Source organism: Acetatifactor aquisgranensis (genome assembly GCF_943193215.1).
In the GTDB taxonomy this organism is placed as follows: Bacteria; Bacillota; Clostridia; order Lachnospirales; family Lachnospiraceae; genus Acetatifactor; species Acetatifactor aquisgranensis.
In genome coordinates, this window is record NZ_CALPDH010000016.1 from 44460 (window position 1) to 62697 (window position 18238).

The following is an 18238-nucleotide window of genomic DNA, read 5'->3' on the forward strand; positions in this document are numbered from 1 at the left end:
CTCTTAAAAAATGTCCCTGAACTTGCGCCCGCGGGCTCATCCTCTGAAATTATACCTGCTAAAGTAAGAATTCGCCAGATACCCGGATGAATTGTACTGGCTGGCAGCGCTGGCCGCTCCCGCCGCGGCATTGTCGGCTACCCTGGAGGCCACGGCATCCATCCGCTTGGCAAAGTCGCTTTTCCCGCCGAGGACTTTCTTGATTCTCTCCTGATCCGCCTCCGCAAGCTTCTCCTTATTTACGGAAAGGGTTCCGTCCGTTCTCACGGTGATGCCGATCTCCGCCAGGGCGCTCTTGTTGGTGGTGGCAATTTCCCTCATGGTCTGGTGATAATAGTTATTCAATATACCGGATGTCTTTTTCAATCCGTCCAGCGTGTCATTGAAATGCCGCACTGCCTCAGCCGCGGTTTTCGTGATATCTTTCCCGCCTGCGTCCACTTTCTCCGCCAGCAGCTTTGTCTGCTCCATCAGGGACGTGGCTGAGTTCTCCAGCTTCTGATAAGTGCTCCGCGTCAGCCTGGCACTCTGGATGCTGGCGGTGTTCATCAGCCTGGAGTTCGTAAGCCTTGAATCCTGATTCCTCACTGAACTCAACAGAGAACTGCGCCTGGAAGCGGATAAACCGGTTCTCCTTCTGCTGTTGTTCAGCATCTGTGTGGTAGTTCTTCTCATTCCTGTTCTGATTCTCATTTCTTTTCCCTCATTTCTGTTTATGTATTGTCCTGATATGTCCAGCACTCAACTCAATACCGGCGCATTTTGCATTATACGGTTTGAAGATACTTTGTGTATGCTCTGTCGAATTCCGAATATTTCTCTCTGGCCAGATACACATTCTCGCCGTTTTTCAGCAGGATGGCGCCTGTTTCGTATTCCGCCACATAGGCCAGATTCACCAGATAGCCCCTGTGGCAGCGGAAGAAACCATCTCCCAGCAGCTCTTCCATGCTCTTCATCGTGGCATAAATCGTGATGTTTTCGCCCAGGGTATGAATCTCAACCTTGCGCTTATGGCTCTCTACATACAGGATTTCCCTCTTCTGTACCACAAAGCGTCTGGCCTTTGTCTGGAAAAAAAGCTTCTCCCCGCCTGCGCTCTCCATCTTCCTTGCTTCCCTGCAGGCGCTCTCAAATACCCTGCAGAACTTCTCCGGCTCCACCGGCTTTAACAGATAGGAAAAAGCCTCTACCTCGAAAGCCTCCGCGGCGTATTCCTTTCGGGCCGTCACGAATATCAGTATGGTCTTCTCCTGATTAATGCGCAGGATCCTGGCCACCTCTATCCCGCTCATCTCCTCCATCTCGATATCCAGAAGCAGAATATCAAAATGCTTTCTTGTCTCCAGAAAATGCTTTCCCGTGTCAAAACAGGCCACCTCGCATTCCGGCTCCTGCTTTTTGATCAGACTGCGCAGTCTGGCGCAGCTCTCCTTATCATCATCACATATCGCGACCCTCATGCCCCACCTCTTATGTCCGGCGCGTCCATATTTCCCATGACCACGCTTCCCTTTTTATTTCGACAGGATGGCTGTGCCACTTTTGTATTATGTAACAAAATGCGGTCTGTAATGTCACGAACCGTTGCAGACGGCTGTCAAACTCCCAAGACATACAAAAAGACAGCAAACCTGTGCTTCCACATTTGTCTGCTGTCCTTAGCTTTCCACCTGTCCTTATGTTACATATTTCGGCTATTCTCTGAAAAAGTTTACGGGAAAAATTCCTTTATTGCCATTTCCCAATACTTTTCCGGAATATGGGGCCAGTCGCACTGTCCTTCCCCCTTTTCACACAGCGCCATCACCCGGCCAAGCACCTTCGCATGGTGAATCTCCTCCGAACCGCCCCGCAGGGAATGTTCCGTAATCCTGCACCAGTTCGGCGTCCGGGCGCGCAGGCCGGATTCTGTCAGCTGGAGGATGACTTCTTCCCTGTCATAGTCCAGCGTGACGAATTCCTCCCGCCAGGTTCCTGCACATATCTGCCCGCCGCAGGCTTCCCGCCTCTCCCGCGGGGCTTCGATTCCATCGCCATGGCCTGCGCCGGGGAGCCTGGCCGCCTCGTCCCCATTGCCCGTCTTGCAGATTCCGTCTCTCTGCCCAGCCTCTGTCTCTCCGTGTAAAATCATGAACTGGCTTTTTCCCCCGGCCCCCAGCGAATGGCCTACGGAACCGGGGTTCAGCATCGTCCTGCCCTGCCAGACCTCTTTTTCCTGCTTATGGGTATGCGCGCAGAGAACCAGCTCCGTGTCCGCCTGTGCCAGGATTTCCCTGGCCCTCTCTGTCCCCGCCCGCATATCCTCCCGCTCGCTGTACGGAGAGCCATGGCAGGCCATAAGCGGCGGAAGAAATCCGTACTCCAGCCTGCGGGCAATGGGCAGCCCGCCGAAGAAGTCCAAATCCCTGTCCGTCAGATGATGATAGGCGTACCACAGCGCTCCCGTGGTAGAGTCAAATTCCTGCCATCCCCTTTCCCCGCCGGCGCGATAGTTCATCCAATAGTTCTCCTTGTTGCCCCGGATAAAAGTACAGCCATAGTGCTCTCTGTAATCATAAATCAGCGCCATCGTCCGCTCCGGATAGGCCATTTCGCCTATATAGTCCCCCAGGAACAAAAAATCCTCGATGCCCCTGGCCAATGCATATTCCATGCACCGCTCCAGGGCGATGTAATTGCTGTGAATATCCGCCAGAACCGCCAAATCCATGTCTCTTTCCTCCGCCTCTGTTCTGACTTCTATTGAAACATGGATTTCTTAACATTCCAAAGGCTTCTTTCTTAAGTTACCTTTAATTTTCTATCGATGGCTCTGCCAGCCATTCCAATCTGCAGAAATGCTATATTCTGCCTTACAATGCCTTCAGCTGGCTCATGATATAATTCACTTTCTGTATCGCATTCTCCACCTGGCGCCTGGCGTCGTTTATCTTGGACTGCACCAGCATGTCGGCCACGAATCCGTCAAAGAAATAATCCGCGAAAGACAGGAAATCACCTGTCTGGATGTGGAACTCCGGTATGCTGTCCACGTCCATCAGCTCCCTCTGGAACCGCTTCAGGGCGCTGCGGGCCTGCTGCACCAGCGCGTCCGCGTCTTTCATCTTGGAACGCTTTATGAAAGTGGTGAGCATCCCGCCTCCCAGCATGTCTACAATGCCCCAGTTCCCTGCGCTGTTCAAACAGTCTTTCGCCTGGTTCAGGCAGCGGAGCGCCTCCTGTCCCGCGCACATCGCCTCGTCAATCTCTCTACGGTAATCCATCTCTGCCATCTGTTTCGTTCCTTTCTTTCGCACCAGGTTCCCCTTGCCAATGTGCGGCGTTACACGGGAACCATTTCCATGTTCAGGAACCATTATACTCTCCCAGACAGATTTCTTCCAGATGGAATCATGCACTATAACATGGGATAAAGTCTCATTCTCCGTGCATGAAAGGCTTTTTACGTTTCCCGGCCAGGCTTACCGCCCGCGGAAGTATACCTGTCCCGACACCGGCACGGCAATCTCGCAGAATCCGCACCGGCCGTCTATCTCCTGGCTGCCCACCACATCTCCGAAGCAGTCCTTTACCGTCACGCTGCCCGAAACGCCTTTCGTATCCAGAACCATGCGGTTCCCTTTCGTGCCGTTCAATATCACGCAGTCCTTTACGCCTCCCGGAATGTGCAGTATACGGTTTTCCGTATATACAGCCATGACCGCCCGTTCCTCTTTCCGGGTCCAGACCACCGGATACAGATTGTGGGGCTCCGCAGCGCAGATGGGCTGGCCCTGTAGGAGCTCTCTGTTCTCCCTCATGAATCCGATCCAGAACCGAAGCATCCTGCGCATGTCCGGCGTCAGGGTCTGCATCTTCACGGAAATCTGGGGCGTGGCAAAAATACTGGAGATAATCTGGATGGCCGCTATCCGGGGCTCTTCCTCCTCATGCCACATCAGAGGATCGCTGTGCACCGCCGTCTGTCCGCTGAGCATGCGCAGATCCACGATTCCCACACGGTTGCGTACAGCCGAATCGGGGCAGTCCGAGACGCGGAACATATTCCCGTACCGGCGCATGTTCGGCCCGATATAGCCCTGCCGGAATTCAATCATGATATCCTTGTCTTTCCCGGAAAGCTTCTCATACACCCTGCGCATCAGACAGTCCAGCGCTTCCTGTACGCTCTCGAAATCCATCTTTTCCGGATCGTAAGCCGGGGAATCCTCCTGCTCCACTATGGTATCCACGAAATCCAGCTTGAGTCCGTCCAGGTCCCACTCTCTCACAGCGCGCTCATAGATATCCGTCAGATAGTCCCTTACCTTTTTACAGCGCGGATCCAGCACGCCCGCCTGAATCAGCGGATTGTCGTCATAGGTCAGAAGCATGTCCTGAAGCTCCTCCCACTTCCGGCATTTCCTCCCCAGAAAAGGCACGCTGTACCAGATCATGTATTTCAGGCCCATGGCATGGACCCTCCGCACATGCTCCGCGAAATCGGGGAACCTGTTCCCGGACACCTCCCAGTCCCCGCAGAACGCATAGCCTCTGTTGTTGTCGTCCGTCTGCCAGCCGTCGTCCAGAATGACGGTCTTAAAGCCCAGCTCCGCCGCAAGACGGCACTCTTCCTCGATTTCCGCCGCCGACAGGTTCTGGTGGTACGCATACCAGGTGGAATACACCGGCTCCTTGGCCCTGTCCGGGGCGTGCACCGGCGCGATGCCGCACTCCTCCCACCATTCGCTCACTTTCTCGATGGCCCTGTAAAAAGGCACCCTGCTTCTATCTATCCGAATGTCCAGCACGCAGGAGCCGTTCTTTTCCACAATCTCCGCCGGAATCCGTATCTGCAGAACCAGTGTCCCGTTTTCCTCACGCACGCCGGCCCGGATGCCAATCCGCTCTCTGGTCTCGGACACCGCCACCGTGCAGCGGTTCTCCCCGTCCTCGCTGAAGATACAGCAGATTGGCGCCGACCTGGCTGTCATGCTTTCCCGGAACCTGCCGTAATCCGCATCTATGGAGCGGTCGAAGCCGCACAGCGGATTCCAGATACCGGCGCAGTCCACATAGGGGAACCTCCATTCCGCCCAAATCTCCTTTTCCTCTCCTGCCTCTTTGCTTCGGGCGAGGGAAACGCTGAAAACCTCCGTTTCTTCTCCTGTCTCTTTGCGGCTTAAGCCAGTCGCATATCGCGCGCCCTTTTTGATAATCGGCATCTCCATCTGCCATTCCTCCTGCATTCATAGTTTTCTTCCGTTCACTGTTATGGCCTGCCCTGTGCGGTTCGTTACAGAAAGTGAACCGCTCTTCCAGTATACATCTATTTCGCCGTTCAGGAAAGGCAGATTTTCTATCCGGAACCAGGTCATTCCCTCCGGCAGCCGCGGCGCTATCCGGATGCCCGCCTCGGGCCCATTCGGATGTATTCCCGCCATTTCGTAGATAAATGTCTCCACAGCCGCGTAGGACACTTCCGGGTACTCCCTGCGGAAAAGATCGGGCGATATCAGCTCTTTCAGCCATTTCTCTCCCCGCTGCGGCTGTCCGTTCCGATAGAACAGCGCCGGGTAATGGGAAAGGCTTTCCACATTTATCCCTTTCAGCCCCTCTTCGTCGAGGATGTCCAGCACCGCCTTTGATTTCTGCCCATCCTCCACCACCTGGTAATAGCTCAGGCTCAGGGTGTGCCCGATTTCATCGCTGTGCCGCAGCTTCCCCTCTTTGTCTTTTACCTTATAGAACATTTGTTCTTCATCGTCCCACCACTGCTCGTACAGCAGCTGTTCCAGCTTATGCGCCGTCGCTCTGCAGCGGGCGCTCCTCTCCTGGTCTTTCCGGCATCCGAACAGGGCCTCCGCGGAGCGGTATCCCCTGATTTCAATGGCCAGAAGATCGATCAGCGCCTGAGCCTCCATGAACCGGCTGTCCTCACAGTAGGAGGGTATCCCCAGCCTGGAGCCGGGATATCTGCGCTCCAGGAGCCCGTCCCCGTCCCTGTCCCATAAGCGGGCGTATTCCTCCACTGTGGTCTGATAAAAGCGCACGAAATCCGACTGGAACAGATAGTCCCTGTCCCCTGTCATCCGGTACATCCTGTAGCAGGCGTCCGTCACGTCGAAATTCGCGGGCAGATTGTACCAGAAGTCCTGGTCTCCGGCGTAATCCACCGGACAGGGCCTGTAATCCTTGTCTATCTCCCAGAAGCCGCAGAACTGCCTGCTCTCCGCAACGCTCTGGGCGAAGCGCAGGAGCATATTCTTGGTGTGCTCCCGAAGCCCCAGAGCCTCCGCTCCTTTCGCGTGATGGGCCACATCCCGCATGCAGAATGCCTGTCTGTCAGGCAGGGCGGCCTCGTACCATTTCCCTACCAGGTCGCCCTCATGGCTGTAGGCAAGGGCCTGTTCTTTCGCCCAGGCAAATCCTCTGTTCCAGAATTCCTCCGATGTGGTAAATTCGATTCTTCCCTTTTCTGCCATAGTCTGCCTCCCTGTACTCCTCTACTGTTTCACCGCGCCCAGCGTCATGCCGGAGACGAAATATCTCTGGAAAAAAGGGTAAATCACGATAATGGGCACCACCACGATAATCGTAATGGCCGCGCGCACGGTGAGCGGCTGGATTCCCCTCATCTTTTCCGCGATCATGACGGAATCCGTCATGTTGGAGATGGCATTGGTCTGGTTCAGGATGCGGTACAGGATAATCTGCAGATTGTCCCAGGTACCGTTCTTGCTGTACAGATTCACATCGAACCAGGAATTCCAGTGGCCCACCCCTACATAAATGGCGATGCAGGCCAGCATGGGGACGCTCAGCGGCAGGACGAACCGGGTAAAGATGCACAGTTCGCTGGCTCCGTCCACCCTTGCGGCCTCAAAGAGCGCTTCGGGCAGATTCTGGACATAGGACGCGCACAGGAGCATATAGTAGGCGCTGAATATGGAGGGAACCCAATAGACCGCCAGCGTATTCACCAGGCCCAGTCTAGTCATGAGCAGATAGACCGGAATCAGCCCGCCGCCGAAATACATGGTGATCAGAAACAGGATCCGCATGAACTTCCTGCCGCTAAACTGCCTGCAGCTGACGACATACCCCAGCAGCGCATTCCCCAGGACCGCCGTCACGGTGCCGATCACGGTACGCAGCACGGACACCACGAAACCGCGTATCAGGCTGCTGTCCGCCAGGACGAATTTATAGTTTTCCAGCGAGAACACTCTGGGCCACAGATAGATACCCCCCCTGACCGCGTCATAGCCGTCATTGAACGAAATCGCCAGCACGTTGACAAAGGGATATACCACCGCGACCAGAACCAGAATCATCAATACAATGTTAAACGCGTCGAACACTCTTCCCGACTTTGTCTGTTTGATATAGAACGGACGACTCATGATATCCCTCCTTTAAAAAATTGCCGTATCCAGCTTCTTGCGGCAGAACCAGTTGGTGGCCCATACCAGGAGCACCCCGATCACGGACTTCATCAGCCCTACTGCGGTACCGATGGAGTAGTAGCCCAGTTGGATGCCGTACCGGTAGGAATAGGTATCGATGACATCCCAGTAATTCTGCGTGGAGGCATTGCCCAGCACCAGATGCTGCTCAAATCCCGCGTTCAGGATTCCTCCGATTCCTAAAATCCACTGCACTACTATGGTGGGCAGAATCGTAGGCAGGATGACATAGCGCACCACTCCCAGCCGCCCCATGCCGTCTACCGCCCCGGCTTCCATCAGCTCCGAATCCATGCTGGACATGGCGGAGAGATAGATGATAGAGGCCCATCCCATGCCTTTCCAGATGTTGGCTATGGTGTACATCACCCAGTAATACCTGCCCTCCGTCAGGAACGGAATCGCCTCCTCCACCAGATGCAGCCGCTTCAGGATATCGTTTATGATTCCTTCGTTGGAGAGCAGCATGAAAATCATGCTGCCCGCCACGACCCAGGAGATAAAATGCGGCAGATAGGAGGTGGTCTGGACGCATTTCTTGAACCATCCGTTCTTCAGTTCATTGACGCACAGCGCGAACAGTATAGGCGCCACGAATCCGAATGTCAGCCCCATGACGCTCATGGCCAGCGTGTTGCGCAAAAGCTGCAGAAACACCGGGCTGAGCACAAATTCCCTGAAATATTTCAGTCCCACGAATTCACAGTCAAAAACGGACATGCCGGGCATATAATCCACAAAAGCAATCAGCAGACCGTACATGGGCACATAGGCAAACAGGATTACCCATATGATAATCGGAATGCACAGCAGCCAGAGCTGGCGCTGCTTCTGAAACATTTTCCAACAATGTCCCGCTTTCTTTTTGATTTTTTCTACCATGCTTTTATCCTCTCGTCAGCTGTATCACTGCCCCATCTTCTCCATGGCTTTCTTGTAGTTCTCGGAATAAGCCTCTTCAATCTTATCGATTCCCGCCACTGTCAGGGCATCCTGCAGTTTCGTCCACGCAGCCTCGAATTCCTCATCATTGTTGGCCTGTACCGCGATCGGCCAGTTCATCTTCCAGGCATCTTTCACGGATTGCTCCGCCAGTTTGACTTCATCGGATTTCACCCGCAGCGTGTAGGTGGAGGCGTCAAAAATCGTGCCCGCCATGTTTTCAATCATCATGGACTTCCACTTGTTCTCTTCATACCACATCTGGTTAGGCCAGATATTGTGCTCCCCGTCCTCCCATCTGGACTGGTTCATGAACAGCCAGGGCACGCCCTGCCAGTAATATTCGTCATCGTAGGACCAGGTCTCGGTAACGAGCTGCTGCTTGGCCTCGGAATCCACCTCCCAGTTGCCGTTCTCATCGATGTTCCAGAACTTGCCGGTTCTTCCTGTATCTCCTATCGGCGTACCGTTCGGAATGCCCCATCCGGAGATTGCTTTCCCAAGGTCTGTGGCCTGGAAATTGATGAATTTCATGAGGGCTTCCGGATTCTTCGCCTTGTCCGTGATGATGGTGCATGAGCTGCCAAGGTAATTCTTGCCGCTCAGGTACGCGCCCTCGGCATTCTCCCCCTTGAAGCTGATCTGCACGAAGCGTTTGTCCTCAGGCATGTTGGGATCCATGCTCTGCCACACCTCATGTCCCGCGTTGTAGCTGATCCACCAGCCGCCAACCGCGCCCACGATCCTCTCGCTGGAGAACTTGGCTTTCCACTGTTCAAAATTGTTGGCAAAGGCATCGGGATCAAGGGTCTTGTCCTGATAGAAGCGGTTGAAGAACTTTGTCATCTCTTTGCCTTCATCCGTGAACGCCCAGTAGGTAAAGTTGCCCTCATCATCCACTTTGTAGCCGTTCTTCAGGCCCCAGAAGCCGCTGTATGTAGCCGGATCGGGGTCTTCGTACAGGGACATGGCGTATCTGGTCTCCCCGTTGGGAGCGGTGGGGAATTTCTCCAGAATCGCGTTCAGCGCATTGTAGTAATCATCCGGCGTCTTGATTTCCGGCGCGCCGATTGCCTGCCACTCATCGTAGCGGATGTGGGCGCTGTTGTCCGGCAGTTCCGAGATGCTGCCCATCAGGGTGGGCACGTACCAGAGCTTCATGTCATTGTCCAGGAACAGAGGATAGTGCTCGCCCATGGAAGCTTTCACGTCCGCCCCGATGTTGTCCATGTAAGGGGTCAGCTCCACCGCCTTATTCATCTTGACGAATTTCTCCATGGTGGTGAAGGACAGGTTCCTGATGATGTCCGGGTAATCCCCGGATGCCAGCGCCAGGTTCACGGCTTCCGTCCCGTCACCGGTAATGTGCTGAATATTGAACTGGATATTGAATTTTTCCTTAAAATACGCGATTACGTTCTCTTCTCCGGCTTTTTCCGCCTCTGTGGGGGCATAGCTTCCGGAGGCGTCCAGGATATTGATCTCCAGGGTCTCCTCGGGCACTTCCCAGCCGAACTCATTGAAATTGCCGGAGCCCTGGCCGGATTCTGCCTGCGCCTGTGAAGCGTCTGTGCCGCCGGACTCTCCCGCGCTGCCGGATACCCCTGCGCTTCCCGAATTCCCGCATCCTGCCAGTAAGCCCGCGATTAAAACTGCCGCAATCAGTGAACTCTTTTTCTTCCTCATAATTTTTCTCCTTTTCTGCTTTCCCGGGATTGTCGTCCCTGAATCTAAGGTTTATAATGAAATTATAAGGATTTCCGCTTTTTCTACCAATGGAAAAAAGCTACGCCGACATGGAGAAATGTTGGGTCGGCTATACATTTTGTCAGTGGAGGAATCTTTTTCGGATTCCCTTTCTCTCAAACTGCACAAGTCATTTGTCCCAGGCGCTTGCAAGATATATATTTTTCCTATATAATTGAGGGGAAAGATGTGAATTACATCCGATTCGGGGAGGATTCTCTCATGGCAACGCAGTCATTAATCAAAATCCATAAATACCATGACGATTTACAGCGCTTCATTCATTTCTACAATGTCAAACGGGACAAAAACCTGATTCTGATCCAGACAGGCTGCCAGGACCGCTGCCATTCCGTCCAGGTCCGTCCCAGAGTCCGCGACCATTTCCTGCTGCATTTCGTCAGCGCCGGTTCCGGCTGTCTCCATCTGCAGAACGCCTCCTATAAGGTGAACGCCAACGACTGCTTTTTGATATATCCCAACGAGCTGTCCACCTATCATTCTCAGACCGGCAGCATCTGGGCCTATTATTGGATCGGCATCTCCGGGACGCTGGCGGAGGATCTGCTTGCCAAAATCGGTTTCCGTCCCGGAAAGCAGGCCGTACATTTTTCCGATCCCTCTGTCTTCGATGTGCTGGCGCAAATCGTCGATGTGGCAATGCTGTATCAGGATGACATCTACGCCCTGTATATGAAGACCTGCAGCCTGCTGTACCAGCTTTTTTCCATTTTATATCTGGAAAACAAGGAAAAGCGCCTGACGTTCCACTCGCCTCTGCTGGAGGACAATGCCGCCCTGTTCGGAATCGGCTATTCCAGGCAGCAGTGGGTCAGCGCTGTGGTCACGCTGATTCAGGACAACTACAGCGAAAATCTGAAAGTAGAAGCCATCGCCAGCTATCTGCATTTGAACCGCAGCTATCTCTCGTCCCTGTTCAAACAGGAGATGGGAGTCTCTATCAAGCAATACCTCTCCGAATACCGCATAGAGGCGGCGAAGAACAAGCTTCTGAAGACAGACCGGAGCATCAGCGAGATTTCCTATCAGTGCGGCTTTCCTGACCCTCTCTATTTTTCCCGTATTTTTAAGGAGAAGACCGGGTTGAGCCCCAGCGAGTTCCGCCAGGCGGACAATTCCGAGGGACATACCTCCGGGCATGAATTGGATAAAGCCAGCACCATCGATCTGCCTGCCCAGACCGAGGACTATTTTCTGACCTACTGAAAAGGAGGCCGCGGGAATCCATTCCCGCGGCCTCCCCGGCAAAACTCTTTATCAGGCTGTCCCGGCGATCCAAAAACGCGGCTTGGCCGCCCTACAGCCGGTTCTCTAAAATATGATAATAATATATCGGCATTGCGCTCCATCCATGGCACAGGCTTCCGGCATTGTCAAAATCTTTCTCCCCCAGCTCCGTCTCCCATACCGTCGTGCCGCCGTATTCCACCATGGGGGTGTATATCCTCTCGATATCCTCCAGAATCACCGGGGCATAGCGCTCTTTGTCCACTTTCAGCCAGGCATCGTACTTAAAGCAGAGCATGGACAGGGAGATCGGCGTCAGCGCTTCATCCGTCCGCAGGCGCCGGCATAAGCTTTCCGCCTCACTGCCCGTCACCGCGCCGCAGAGGATTGCCAGGGCGTTCCCCAACTGGCTGCCGCCGCCTCCCCGGGACAGATTGCGGCATAGTCCGGCCTCCTCGTCCCAGAATGCCTGACGGATATGGCCGTTAAGGGTTTGGGCCTGAGCGCTGTAATCGTTCTTCCTGCCCAGCCTGTCCGCTATTGCCCCCAGATTCTGCAGCGCCAGGGACAGCAGCGCGTTCAGGATCACATCCGGCCGGGAGGTATCGGTGGCCGCTCCGTCCAGCCCCTGCCGCCATTCATAGAAGTTCCAGTATCTTTTCCCCGCAAAGGGCGGTATCAGGCCGTCCTTTATATGGCTGGTGAACGCCTCCGCCACGGACACCAGCTTCGGATAGATTTCCTCCAGGAATGCCAAATCGCCGCTGTAGTCCAGGTACTCCCTGCACTCCGTGATATAATGCAGGGAGAAAGAGGGAATGACGAAATCCATCTTGATAGGATAGCAGATAGACATCAGCCCGTCCTCCCGCCTGTCTTTGGACATCAGCTGCAGGCAGGCCCTGGGGAAACGGTACTCCCCGAAGGCATAATACCCGGCCAGCATCTGGTTGCGGCTGTCCATGGCGTACAGCGCCTGCTCCCTCCAGGGACAGTCCTCGTAGTGCTCATGCATGCACAGGTGCAGGGTCTCCACACACATGTCGTAAATCTTCGTCTGCAGCGCGTTCAGCCGGGGCCTTGCCTTTTCCGCAAGGACATACATGGCAGGGGCAATGGCCAGCTTCTCCACGGTCACCGGATGCTCCGTATGAATCTCCAGATACCGGCAGCCCAGCCTGCGGAAAGGATTCAGGTATTCGTTTTCCCCTTGCTTCGCCCTGTAGGAAACGCTGAAGTCCCTGCCGCCGATAATCCGGCGCACACAGCCGTCCTCTATATGCTCTCCGTAGGCTATGGTGATATCCTGCTCCCGGGGAGAGTTCAGCTTCAGGCGCAGGAATCCTACCTGCTCGCTGCCAAGGTCAAAAATGACATCCGTGTCGCTGATTCGTTTGCACTCTGTGCCGTCTACATCTGACAGCAATGTCAGTTTATCGCAGGGCCTGATGCGCAGGGGAAGTTCCTGCTTTACCACCACTGCCGGATGAAAATCTGATGACGCTCCTGTCATCCAGTCATCCTCTTTGGCGGCATCGTAGCCATATCCTAAGCCCAGCTGGCCGGTGATGATATGCATCCTGTGGTTCCGGTAGGCCCTGCTCATGCGGGAGAGCGTGTCCTCACTGCTTCTGCACAGCATTTTTTCCTCTCCCACAACCTCATACAGCAAGCCCGCGTTGCCCAGGCAGTATGTAGAGGAACTGGCTATGCCATAATACCACACCACTATGGCGATGCAATTCGCCCCCTTTGTACAGCAGGCGGTGATGTCCACCTCGTCGTACACCTTGTCGTAGGGGAAATCCGCATACTGCCCCCATGCCGCAAGCACGCCGTTCACATACGCCGCATAATTGCTGTCCGCCGAGATGCGCAAAGTCACATTGCCCGCTTCATAGTCGAACCGATCCAGAAACTCCCCATACTCGTCCGCCCGGGGATTGGCGTTGCACCAAATCCACAGCGCATTTTCAAATGCTTTTTCCATAAAATTTACCCGCTTCCTTTCCTGCTCATTATGCTGCCATGTGGCCTGTCATCAATTCTTTTGATAAATCTCCGAGGAGACCACTTTTCCGTCTTCCCACGCCAGGTCTACCGCTTTTCCGCCCTTTATCCGAAGCCCCTTTGCATAGCCGGAGGCGAACTGCTTCGGAAGAGCGGGCAGGAGCTTCACCTCTCCTCCCCTGTCCTGCACCAGCATGTTGCAGATGCCTGCAATGCCGCCGAAATTGCCGTCAATCTGGAAAGGCTCATGGGCATCCCAGAGGTTGGGGTAGGTGGACCTTGTCAGGAGAATGTGCAGGTACTCCCAGGCTTTCTCCCCGTCGCCCAGTACACCGAACAGATTCACGATCCAGGCGCAGCTCCATCCTGTGTATCCGCCGCCGTTTTTCAGGCGGTTCTCCAGAGAAACGCGGGCCGCCTGCTTCATTTCCGCCTTTCCCTCCCACAGTTCCGAGGGAAACAGGCCGTACAGATGGGACACATGCCTGTGGCCGGGCTCCACTTCCCGGTATTCCCTGGCCCATTCCAGAATCTGTCCGTAACTGCCCCGTTTCACAGGTTCCAGCCGCCCCAGCTTTTCCTTCACTTCCTCTGTCAGAGGCTCCTCTATCCCCAGAATCTCGCAGATGGATAGATAATGACAAAAGACATCCTCTGTCAGCTCCAGATCCATGGCGGAAGCATAAGTGACCGAGCACTTCTCCCCGGCCTCATTATAATAGACATTTTCCGGGGAGGTGGAGGGACAGGTCACATACCGGCCCTGATGCTCCACCAGCCAGTCCGCCAGGAACAGAGCACACTCCCTGAACACGGGATAGGCTCTCTCCCTCAGGAATGCCTTATCCCCGGTGTATTCGTAATACCGATAAAATTCCTGCACCAGCCAGGACATTCCCATGGGCCACATGCCCCATGTTACGCTGCCGTCCTGCCCCGCCTCATTGCCATAAACGATGCCCACCGGGTTGGTGGCATACCACCCGTCGGCATTGTGGTGGTGGACGGTTCCCCGGCAGCGGTAATTGACTGCCGCCGTCCGCTTTCCGCGCTCTGCCAGCTTCTCCACATAGGAGAGATAGGCCTCCATGCACTCCTCCAGCCCGCAGCTCAAGACGGGCCAGTAGTTCATCTGCAGGTTGATATTGGTGGTCCAGTTGCTGCTCCAGGGGGGCTGCATCTCCCAGCTCCAGATTCCCTGGAGATTGGCCGGAAAACTCCCCTCTCTGGAGGATGCTATCATAAGGTAGCGGCCATACTGGAAATACAGCGCGAATAGCCCGTTGTCCTCGCCGCCGTCTTTCAGGTTCTGCAGGCGGACATCCGTGGGCAGCTCTATCTGTTCTCCCAGATACAGTTCCACCTTGTCAAATATCTTCCTGTAATCCGTGATGTGCGTTTCTTTGATGGCAGCATAGTCCCCCGCAAGCGCCGCAGGCTGTACCATTTCTACGGACAGCACCGCACGGGAGGCGCCTTTTATCCGAATCCTGCCATCGGCCACAACCAGCTCGCCGTCGCTCTCCAGCACTTTGATTCTGCCCGTGAAACGGATTCCTCTGTAGCCCCAGACTATGGCCTCCTCTCCCCGGCGCACATAGCAGGGATCTGCATGCTCCGGACATTTGCCCCGGATCCGCAGGCCTTCTGCCTCCGACTCCGAAACGCACTTCAGCCGGGAATCCAGGAAAATCTCCAGCTCCATCACCGGCCGGGATGCCTCCAGGGACATGACAACCGCCTTGCCCGGATAGGTGGCGAAGACTTCTCTGTGATATTGAACGCCCTCCGCCCGGAAATCCACATAAGATATAGCCTCCTCCAGATCCAGGCTGCGGCGGTAGTTCTCTGTCTCAGGCTCCTTAGTCTTGTCCTGGCCGCCCAGGTTCCGATAGACGATATGCAGATTGCCCAGAGGAAGGTAGTTCTCGTTAAACTCTCCCATCATGTTCCGGCGAATCATCTCTTCCGCCTCAGGTACTCTGTCCTGGAAAATCAGTTCCCGCACTTTCTGCAGGCTGTCGTATGCCCCCGGATTGGCCTTGTCTTTCTCATAGCCGCTCCACAGGCTGTCCTCATTCAGCCCCAGCATCTCCTCCCGGGCGCCGCCCCATATCATGGCTCCTAATTTCCCGTTTCCTACAGGCAGAGTCTCTTCCCACCGCCCTGCGGGCTTTGCATAATACAGTTCCAGTTTCCTGCCCATCCTTTACCTCCTCATTTCGGCGCATATGCCCGTGGACGGACATCGCCGAATAGTCAACTTTTCTTACAAACACCTGTTGGAATCATTTTAACATCTCACCGGGCAATGTCAACTGATTTCCGTTATTTTATCCAGCGGAAACAGAAACACTGCACATCGCTTCGGTTTCGGTGCCGATAAACAGCCTGAAAAACTAGAATGATAAGAAATTGGCAAAAGCCGTGCCCCGGAAGACACGGCTTTCTGCCATACTACATAACGTCAGATTTTATACTGTTTAGCGATTTCACTTGCCGTGAAACCAGGCTGCATTGGGTAAACATATATGGCCTGATTTACGACTCTCAGATTTCATACAACTCCATCTGGTACGCGGCATACTCTTCCATCTTCATCGGTATGGGAAGTCCTGCGTTCATCAGCGCCGCGCCAAAATAGCGCTTATGGGACCGGGCATCCTCGTATACCGCGTCCGGCTTCAGGCCTTTGAGCCTGACATAATGCACCGGCATGTTCCCATGGATTTCCAGCATCACCGCGCTCAGCAACGCCCTGCTCTTGTCTTCGGAGACGAACATCCAGGCCCCGAAAGCCTCCCGGAAAGGATCTGACAGCCGATAGTAATCCCCCCGGTAAATCAGGGGCGCGTATTCTTTAAACTGCCTTACCTGCTCCTGTATCTCCTCTTTCTCCTCCGGGGACAGTTTCCCGGGATCCAGCTCATAGCCGAAAGTCCCCGCCATGGCCACTACCCCTCTGGTGCGGAGGCTTGTCCTGCGGCCGGTCTGGTGATTGGGCACAGCCGACACATGGGCACCCACCGCAGAGGCGGGATAGAAAAAGGACGTGCCATACTGAATCCGCACCCTGTCCACCGCGTCCGTGTTGTCGCTGCACCAGATCTGGGGCGTATAATACAGCATCCCGGCGTCGAATCTTCCGCCTCCGCCGCTGCAGCCCTCTATCATGATGTCAGGATAGCGCTGCATCAGCTTTTCCAGGAAATCATACACGCCGATCATATAATCGTAGGTCACTTTCCCCTGCGCGTTCCGGGCGGAATAGATATCGGAGAGGCTTCGGTTCATATCCCACTTCACATATTCCACATTCCCCTGCTCCAGCACACCGCATATCTCCCGGAACACATATTCCCGCACCTCTTCCCTGGAAAAGTCCAGCACCAGCTGATTCCTGCCGCGCACCGGCTCTCTGCCCGGAATCCGCAGCGCCCAGTCCGGATGCTCCCTGTACAGATTGCTGTCCTCGGACACCATCTCCGGCTCGATCCAGATACCGAACTTCACCCCGAATCCGTTGATGCGCTCTATCATCTCACCCAGCGTGCACCCCAGTTTCCGCTCATTGACCTGCCAGTCTCCCAGGCCGCTGTTGTCATCCTCCCGCTTGCCGAACCAGCCGTCATCCATGACCACCATGTCGATGCCAAGCTCCGCGGCGCTCTCGGCCAGGGCGCAGATGGTGTCGGCGTTGAAATCGAAATACGACGCCTCCCAGCTGTTCAGAAGCACCGGCCGAATCCGGTCGCGAAATTTTCCTCTGCAGATATGGTTCCGGACCACACCGTGGAACATCCTGGAAAGCGCGCCCAGTCCCCTGTCCGTATGCCCCAGGACCACCTCGGGCAGCACAAGCGACTCCCCGGGCTTTAAGGGATAATGGAACAGGTCGCTCTGCAGCCCCATCATCACCCGGGTCTGGTCATACTGATCCCGCTCCGCCTCGCACATAAAATTCCCGCTGTAGACGAACATCATACCATAACAGTTCCCGTTTTCCTCCGTGGCGTTCCTGTCCGTTACAATCACTGCCGGGTTATACTGATGGCTGGAAGTCCCCCTGCGGCTGCCAATCAGTTGACTGCCATGGTCAATATGGGTGCGCTGCAGATTCCGCTCCATGGCATGCCTCCCGTGGAAAGTAATCAGGTCATACTCCCCGGCCACAAAATCCATACAGGCCGACAACGCTTTCTCCACCACAATCTCCCCGGAACCGCCATTGCAGATCACGGCGCTTCTGGTAATGATATCTTCTTTCTCCAGCACTCCGTAAAGAAGCCTGACCTCCACGCCGCTGACGGAATCCCGCAGCACAATCTCCAGAGTCTCCGCCTCCTCCTCTTTGGCGTACACCGCCGGAAGCCCCTGCAGGCCATATTTGCCTTTCCTCACCTCATGGCTCACATAGCGCAGGTCGCAGCTCTCCGATCCGTCCTCATTCCGGAGGGCGAAAGCGCTGCTGCGAAAATCCCCCGTCCCCAGGCTCGGGTATTCCTGGGGAAGGGCGTCCAGGGAGTAAGTCCTGTCTAACCCCACCGCGGCAGGATTCCCGGAGAAGCCCCTGTCATAATACGTCAGAAGATAGTCCATGGAAAGCCTTTCCTCCATTTGGCCGGATATCTTTCCTCCGTAATACAAATGCAAAAGAAAGCCGTAGGCATCCACCTTCATCTGATAAGTGGAATGCGCTGTGTGTATCGTAAAGATACGATTCGAGCCGGAATGCTCTTTATCCCTTTGATAAATTATCGCCATAGCCCTGTCTCTGCTTATCCCTTTCTTTTTTCTATATTATAGACAACAGTATAGCCTATTTCGGACACGCTTTCAAC

13 protein-coding genes are annotated in these 18238 nt (G+C 54.8%); 1 reads left to right on the forward strand and 12 read right to left on the reverse strand.

The features are described from left to right. Positions 1-36: 36 nt before the first annotated feature. The 9 genes from fliD to NFS35_RS14745 all read right to left on the reverse strand — a co-directional run bounded on the left by fliD (position 37) and on the right by NFS35_RS14745 (position 10079). Positions 37-693 carry a flagellar filament capping protein FliD gene (fliD, locus tag NFS35_RS14705; RefSeq protein WP_251207876.1) on the reverse strand — a complete coding sequence of 219 codons (657 nt, stop codon included), beginning with the start codon at positions 691-693 and terminating at the stop codon, positions 37-39. A 74-nt stretch (positions 694-767) separates the two neighbouring features. After that, positions 768-1463: a LytR/AlgR family response regulator transcription factor gene (locus tag NFS35_RS14710; RefSeq protein WP_251207877.1), complete on the reverse strand. Its 696-nt coding sequence runs from the start codon at positions 1461-1463 to the stop codon at positions 768-770. Positions 1464-1714: 251 nt separating this feature from the next. Beyond that, positions 1715-2713 carry a metallophosphoesterase family protein gene (locus tag NFS35_RS14715; protein ID WP_251207878.1) on the reverse strand — a complete coding sequence of 333 codons (999 nt, stop codon included), beginning with the start codon at positions 2711-2713 and terminating at the stop codon, positions 1715-1717. 142 nt (positions 2714-2855) lie between these two features. Further along, entirely contained in the window at positions 2856-3359 is a 504-nt protein-coding gene (locus NFS35_RS14720) for a hypothetical protein (RefSeq protein ID WP_330640238.1), read from the reverse strand. Between the two features lie 105 nt (positions 3360-3464). Then, a complete protein-coding gene (locus NFS35_RS14725) occupies positions 3465-5213 on the reverse strand; it encodes a glycoside hydrolase family 36 protein (RefSeq protein ID WP_251207879.1) in 1749 nt (582 codons plus the stop codon). Between the two features lie 18 nt (positions 5214-5231). After that, positions 5232-6467, reverse strand: coding sequence for a glycoside hydrolase family 116 protein (locus NFS35_RS14730; protein ID WP_251207880.1), 1236 nt, complete (start codon positions 6465-6467; stop codon positions 5232-5234). Between the two features lie 21 nt (positions 6468-6488). Beyond that, complete coding sequence (locus tag NFS35_RS14735; protein ID WP_251207881.1) at positions 6489-7388, reverse strand: carbohydrate ABC transporter permease; 900 nt, start codon at positions 7386-7388, stop codon at positions 6489-6491. Positions 7389-7400: 12 nt separating this feature from the next. Continuing rightward, positions 7401-8333 carry an ABC transporter permease gene (locus tag NFS35_RS14740; RefSeq protein WP_251207882.1) on the reverse strand — a complete coding sequence of 311 codons (933 nt, stop codon included), beginning with the start codon at positions 8331-8333 and terminating at the stop codon, positions 7401-7403. A 24-nt stretch (positions 8334-8357) separates the two neighbouring features. Further along, on the reverse strand, positions 8358-10079 hold the full coding sequence (locus NFS35_RS14745; protein WP_251207883.1) for a type 2 periplasmic-binding domain-containing protein: 1722 nt from the start codon (positions 10077-10079) through the stop codon (positions 8358-8360). A 282-nt stretch (positions 10080-10361) separates the two neighbouring features. Between NFS35_RS14745 and NFS35_RS14750 the strand changes: the two genes are divergently transcribed. Then, positions 10362-11366: a helix-turn-helix transcriptional regulator gene (locus NFS35_RS14750; RefSeq protein ID WP_251207884.1), complete on the forward strand. Its 1005-nt coding sequence runs from the start codon at positions 10362-10364 to the stop codon at positions 11364-11366. A gap of 91 nt (positions 11367-11457) precedes the next feature. On the opposite strand, the gene NFS35_RS14755 is transcribed toward NFS35_RS14750, so the two are convergent. The 3 genes from NFS35_RS14755 to NFS35_RS14765 form a co-directional block, all read right to left on the reverse strand. Beyond that, a complete protein-coding gene (locus NFS35_RS14755; protein ID WP_251207885.1) occupies positions 11458-13377 on the reverse strand; it encodes a family 78 glycoside hydrolase catalytic domain in 1920 nt (639 codons plus the stop codon). Positions 13378-13428: 51 nt separating this feature from the next. Next, positions 13429-15603 carry a glycoside hydrolase family 95 protein gene (locus tag NFS35_RS14760; protein ID WP_251207886.1) on the reverse strand — a complete coding sequence of 725 codons (2175 nt, stop codon included), beginning with the start codon at positions 15601-15603 and terminating at the stop codon, positions 13429-13431. A 344-nt stretch (positions 15604-15947) separates the two neighbouring features. Further along, positions 15948-18161, reverse strand: coding sequence for an alpha-galactosidase (locus tag NFS35_RS14765; protein ID WP_251207887.1), 2214 nt, complete (start codon positions 18159-18161; stop codon positions 15948-15950). Positions 18162-18238: the final 77 nt, after the last annotated feature.

What these genes read in the sequence shown, in the direction of transcription:
- NFS35_RS14730 (WP_251207880.1), bottom strand. Translation starts at nt 6,467, where the DNA reads ATGGCAGAAAAGGGAAGAATCGAATTTACCACATCGGAGGAATTCTGG.
- NFS35_RS14750 (WP_251207884.1), top strand. Translation starts at nt 10,362, where the DNA reads ATGGCAACGCAGTCATTAATCAAAATCCATAAATACCATGACGATTTA.
- NFS35_RS14760 (WP_251207886.1), bottom strand. Translation starts at nt 15,603, where the DNA reads ATGGGCAGGAAACTGGAACTGTATTATGCAAAGCCCGCAGGGCGGTGG.
- NFS35_RS14715 (WP_251207878.1), bottom strand. Translation starts at nt 2,713, where the DNA reads ATGGATTTGGCGGTTCTGGCGGATATTCACAGCAATTACATCGCCCTG.
- NFS35_RS14755 (WP_251207885.1), bottom strand. Translation starts at nt 13,377, where the DNA reads ATGGAAAAAGCATTTGAAAATGCGCTGTGGATTTGGTGCAACGCCAAT.
- NFS35_RS14725 (WP_251207879.1), bottom strand. Translation starts at nt 5,213, where the DNA reads ATGGAGATGCCGATTATCAAAAAGGGCGCGCGATATGCGACTGGCTTA.
- NFS35_RS14710 (WP_251207877.1), bottom strand. Translation starts at nt 1,463, where the DNA reads ATGAGGGTCGCGATATGTGATGATGATAAGGAGAGCTGCGCCAGACTG.
- NFS35_RS14745 (WP_251207883.1), bottom strand. Translation starts at nt 10,079, where the DNA reads ATGAGGAAGAAAAAGAGTTCACTGATTGCGGCAGTTTTAATCGCGGGC.
- NFS35_RS14735 (WP_251207881.1), bottom strand. Translation starts at nt 7,388, where the DNA reads ATGAGTCGTCCGTTCTATATCAAACAGACAAAGTCGGGAAGAGTGTTC.
- NFS35_RS14765 (WP_251207887.1), bottom strand. Translation starts at nt 18,161, where the DNA reads ATGGCGATAATTTATCAAAGGGATAAAGAGCATTCCGGCTCGAATCGT.
- NFS35_RS14720 (WP_330640238.1), bottom strand. Translation starts at nt 3,359, where the DNA reads ATGGTTCCTGAACATGGAAATGGTTCCCGTGTAACGCCGCACATTGGC.
- fliD (WP_251207876.1), bottom strand. Translation starts at nt 693, where the DNA reads ATGAGAATCAGAACAGGAATGAGAAGAACTACCACACAGATGCTGAAC.
- NFS35_RS14740 (WP_251207882.1), bottom strand. Translation starts at nt 8,333, where the DNA reads ATGGTAGAAAAAATCAAAAAGAAAGCGGGACATTGTTGGAAAATGTTT.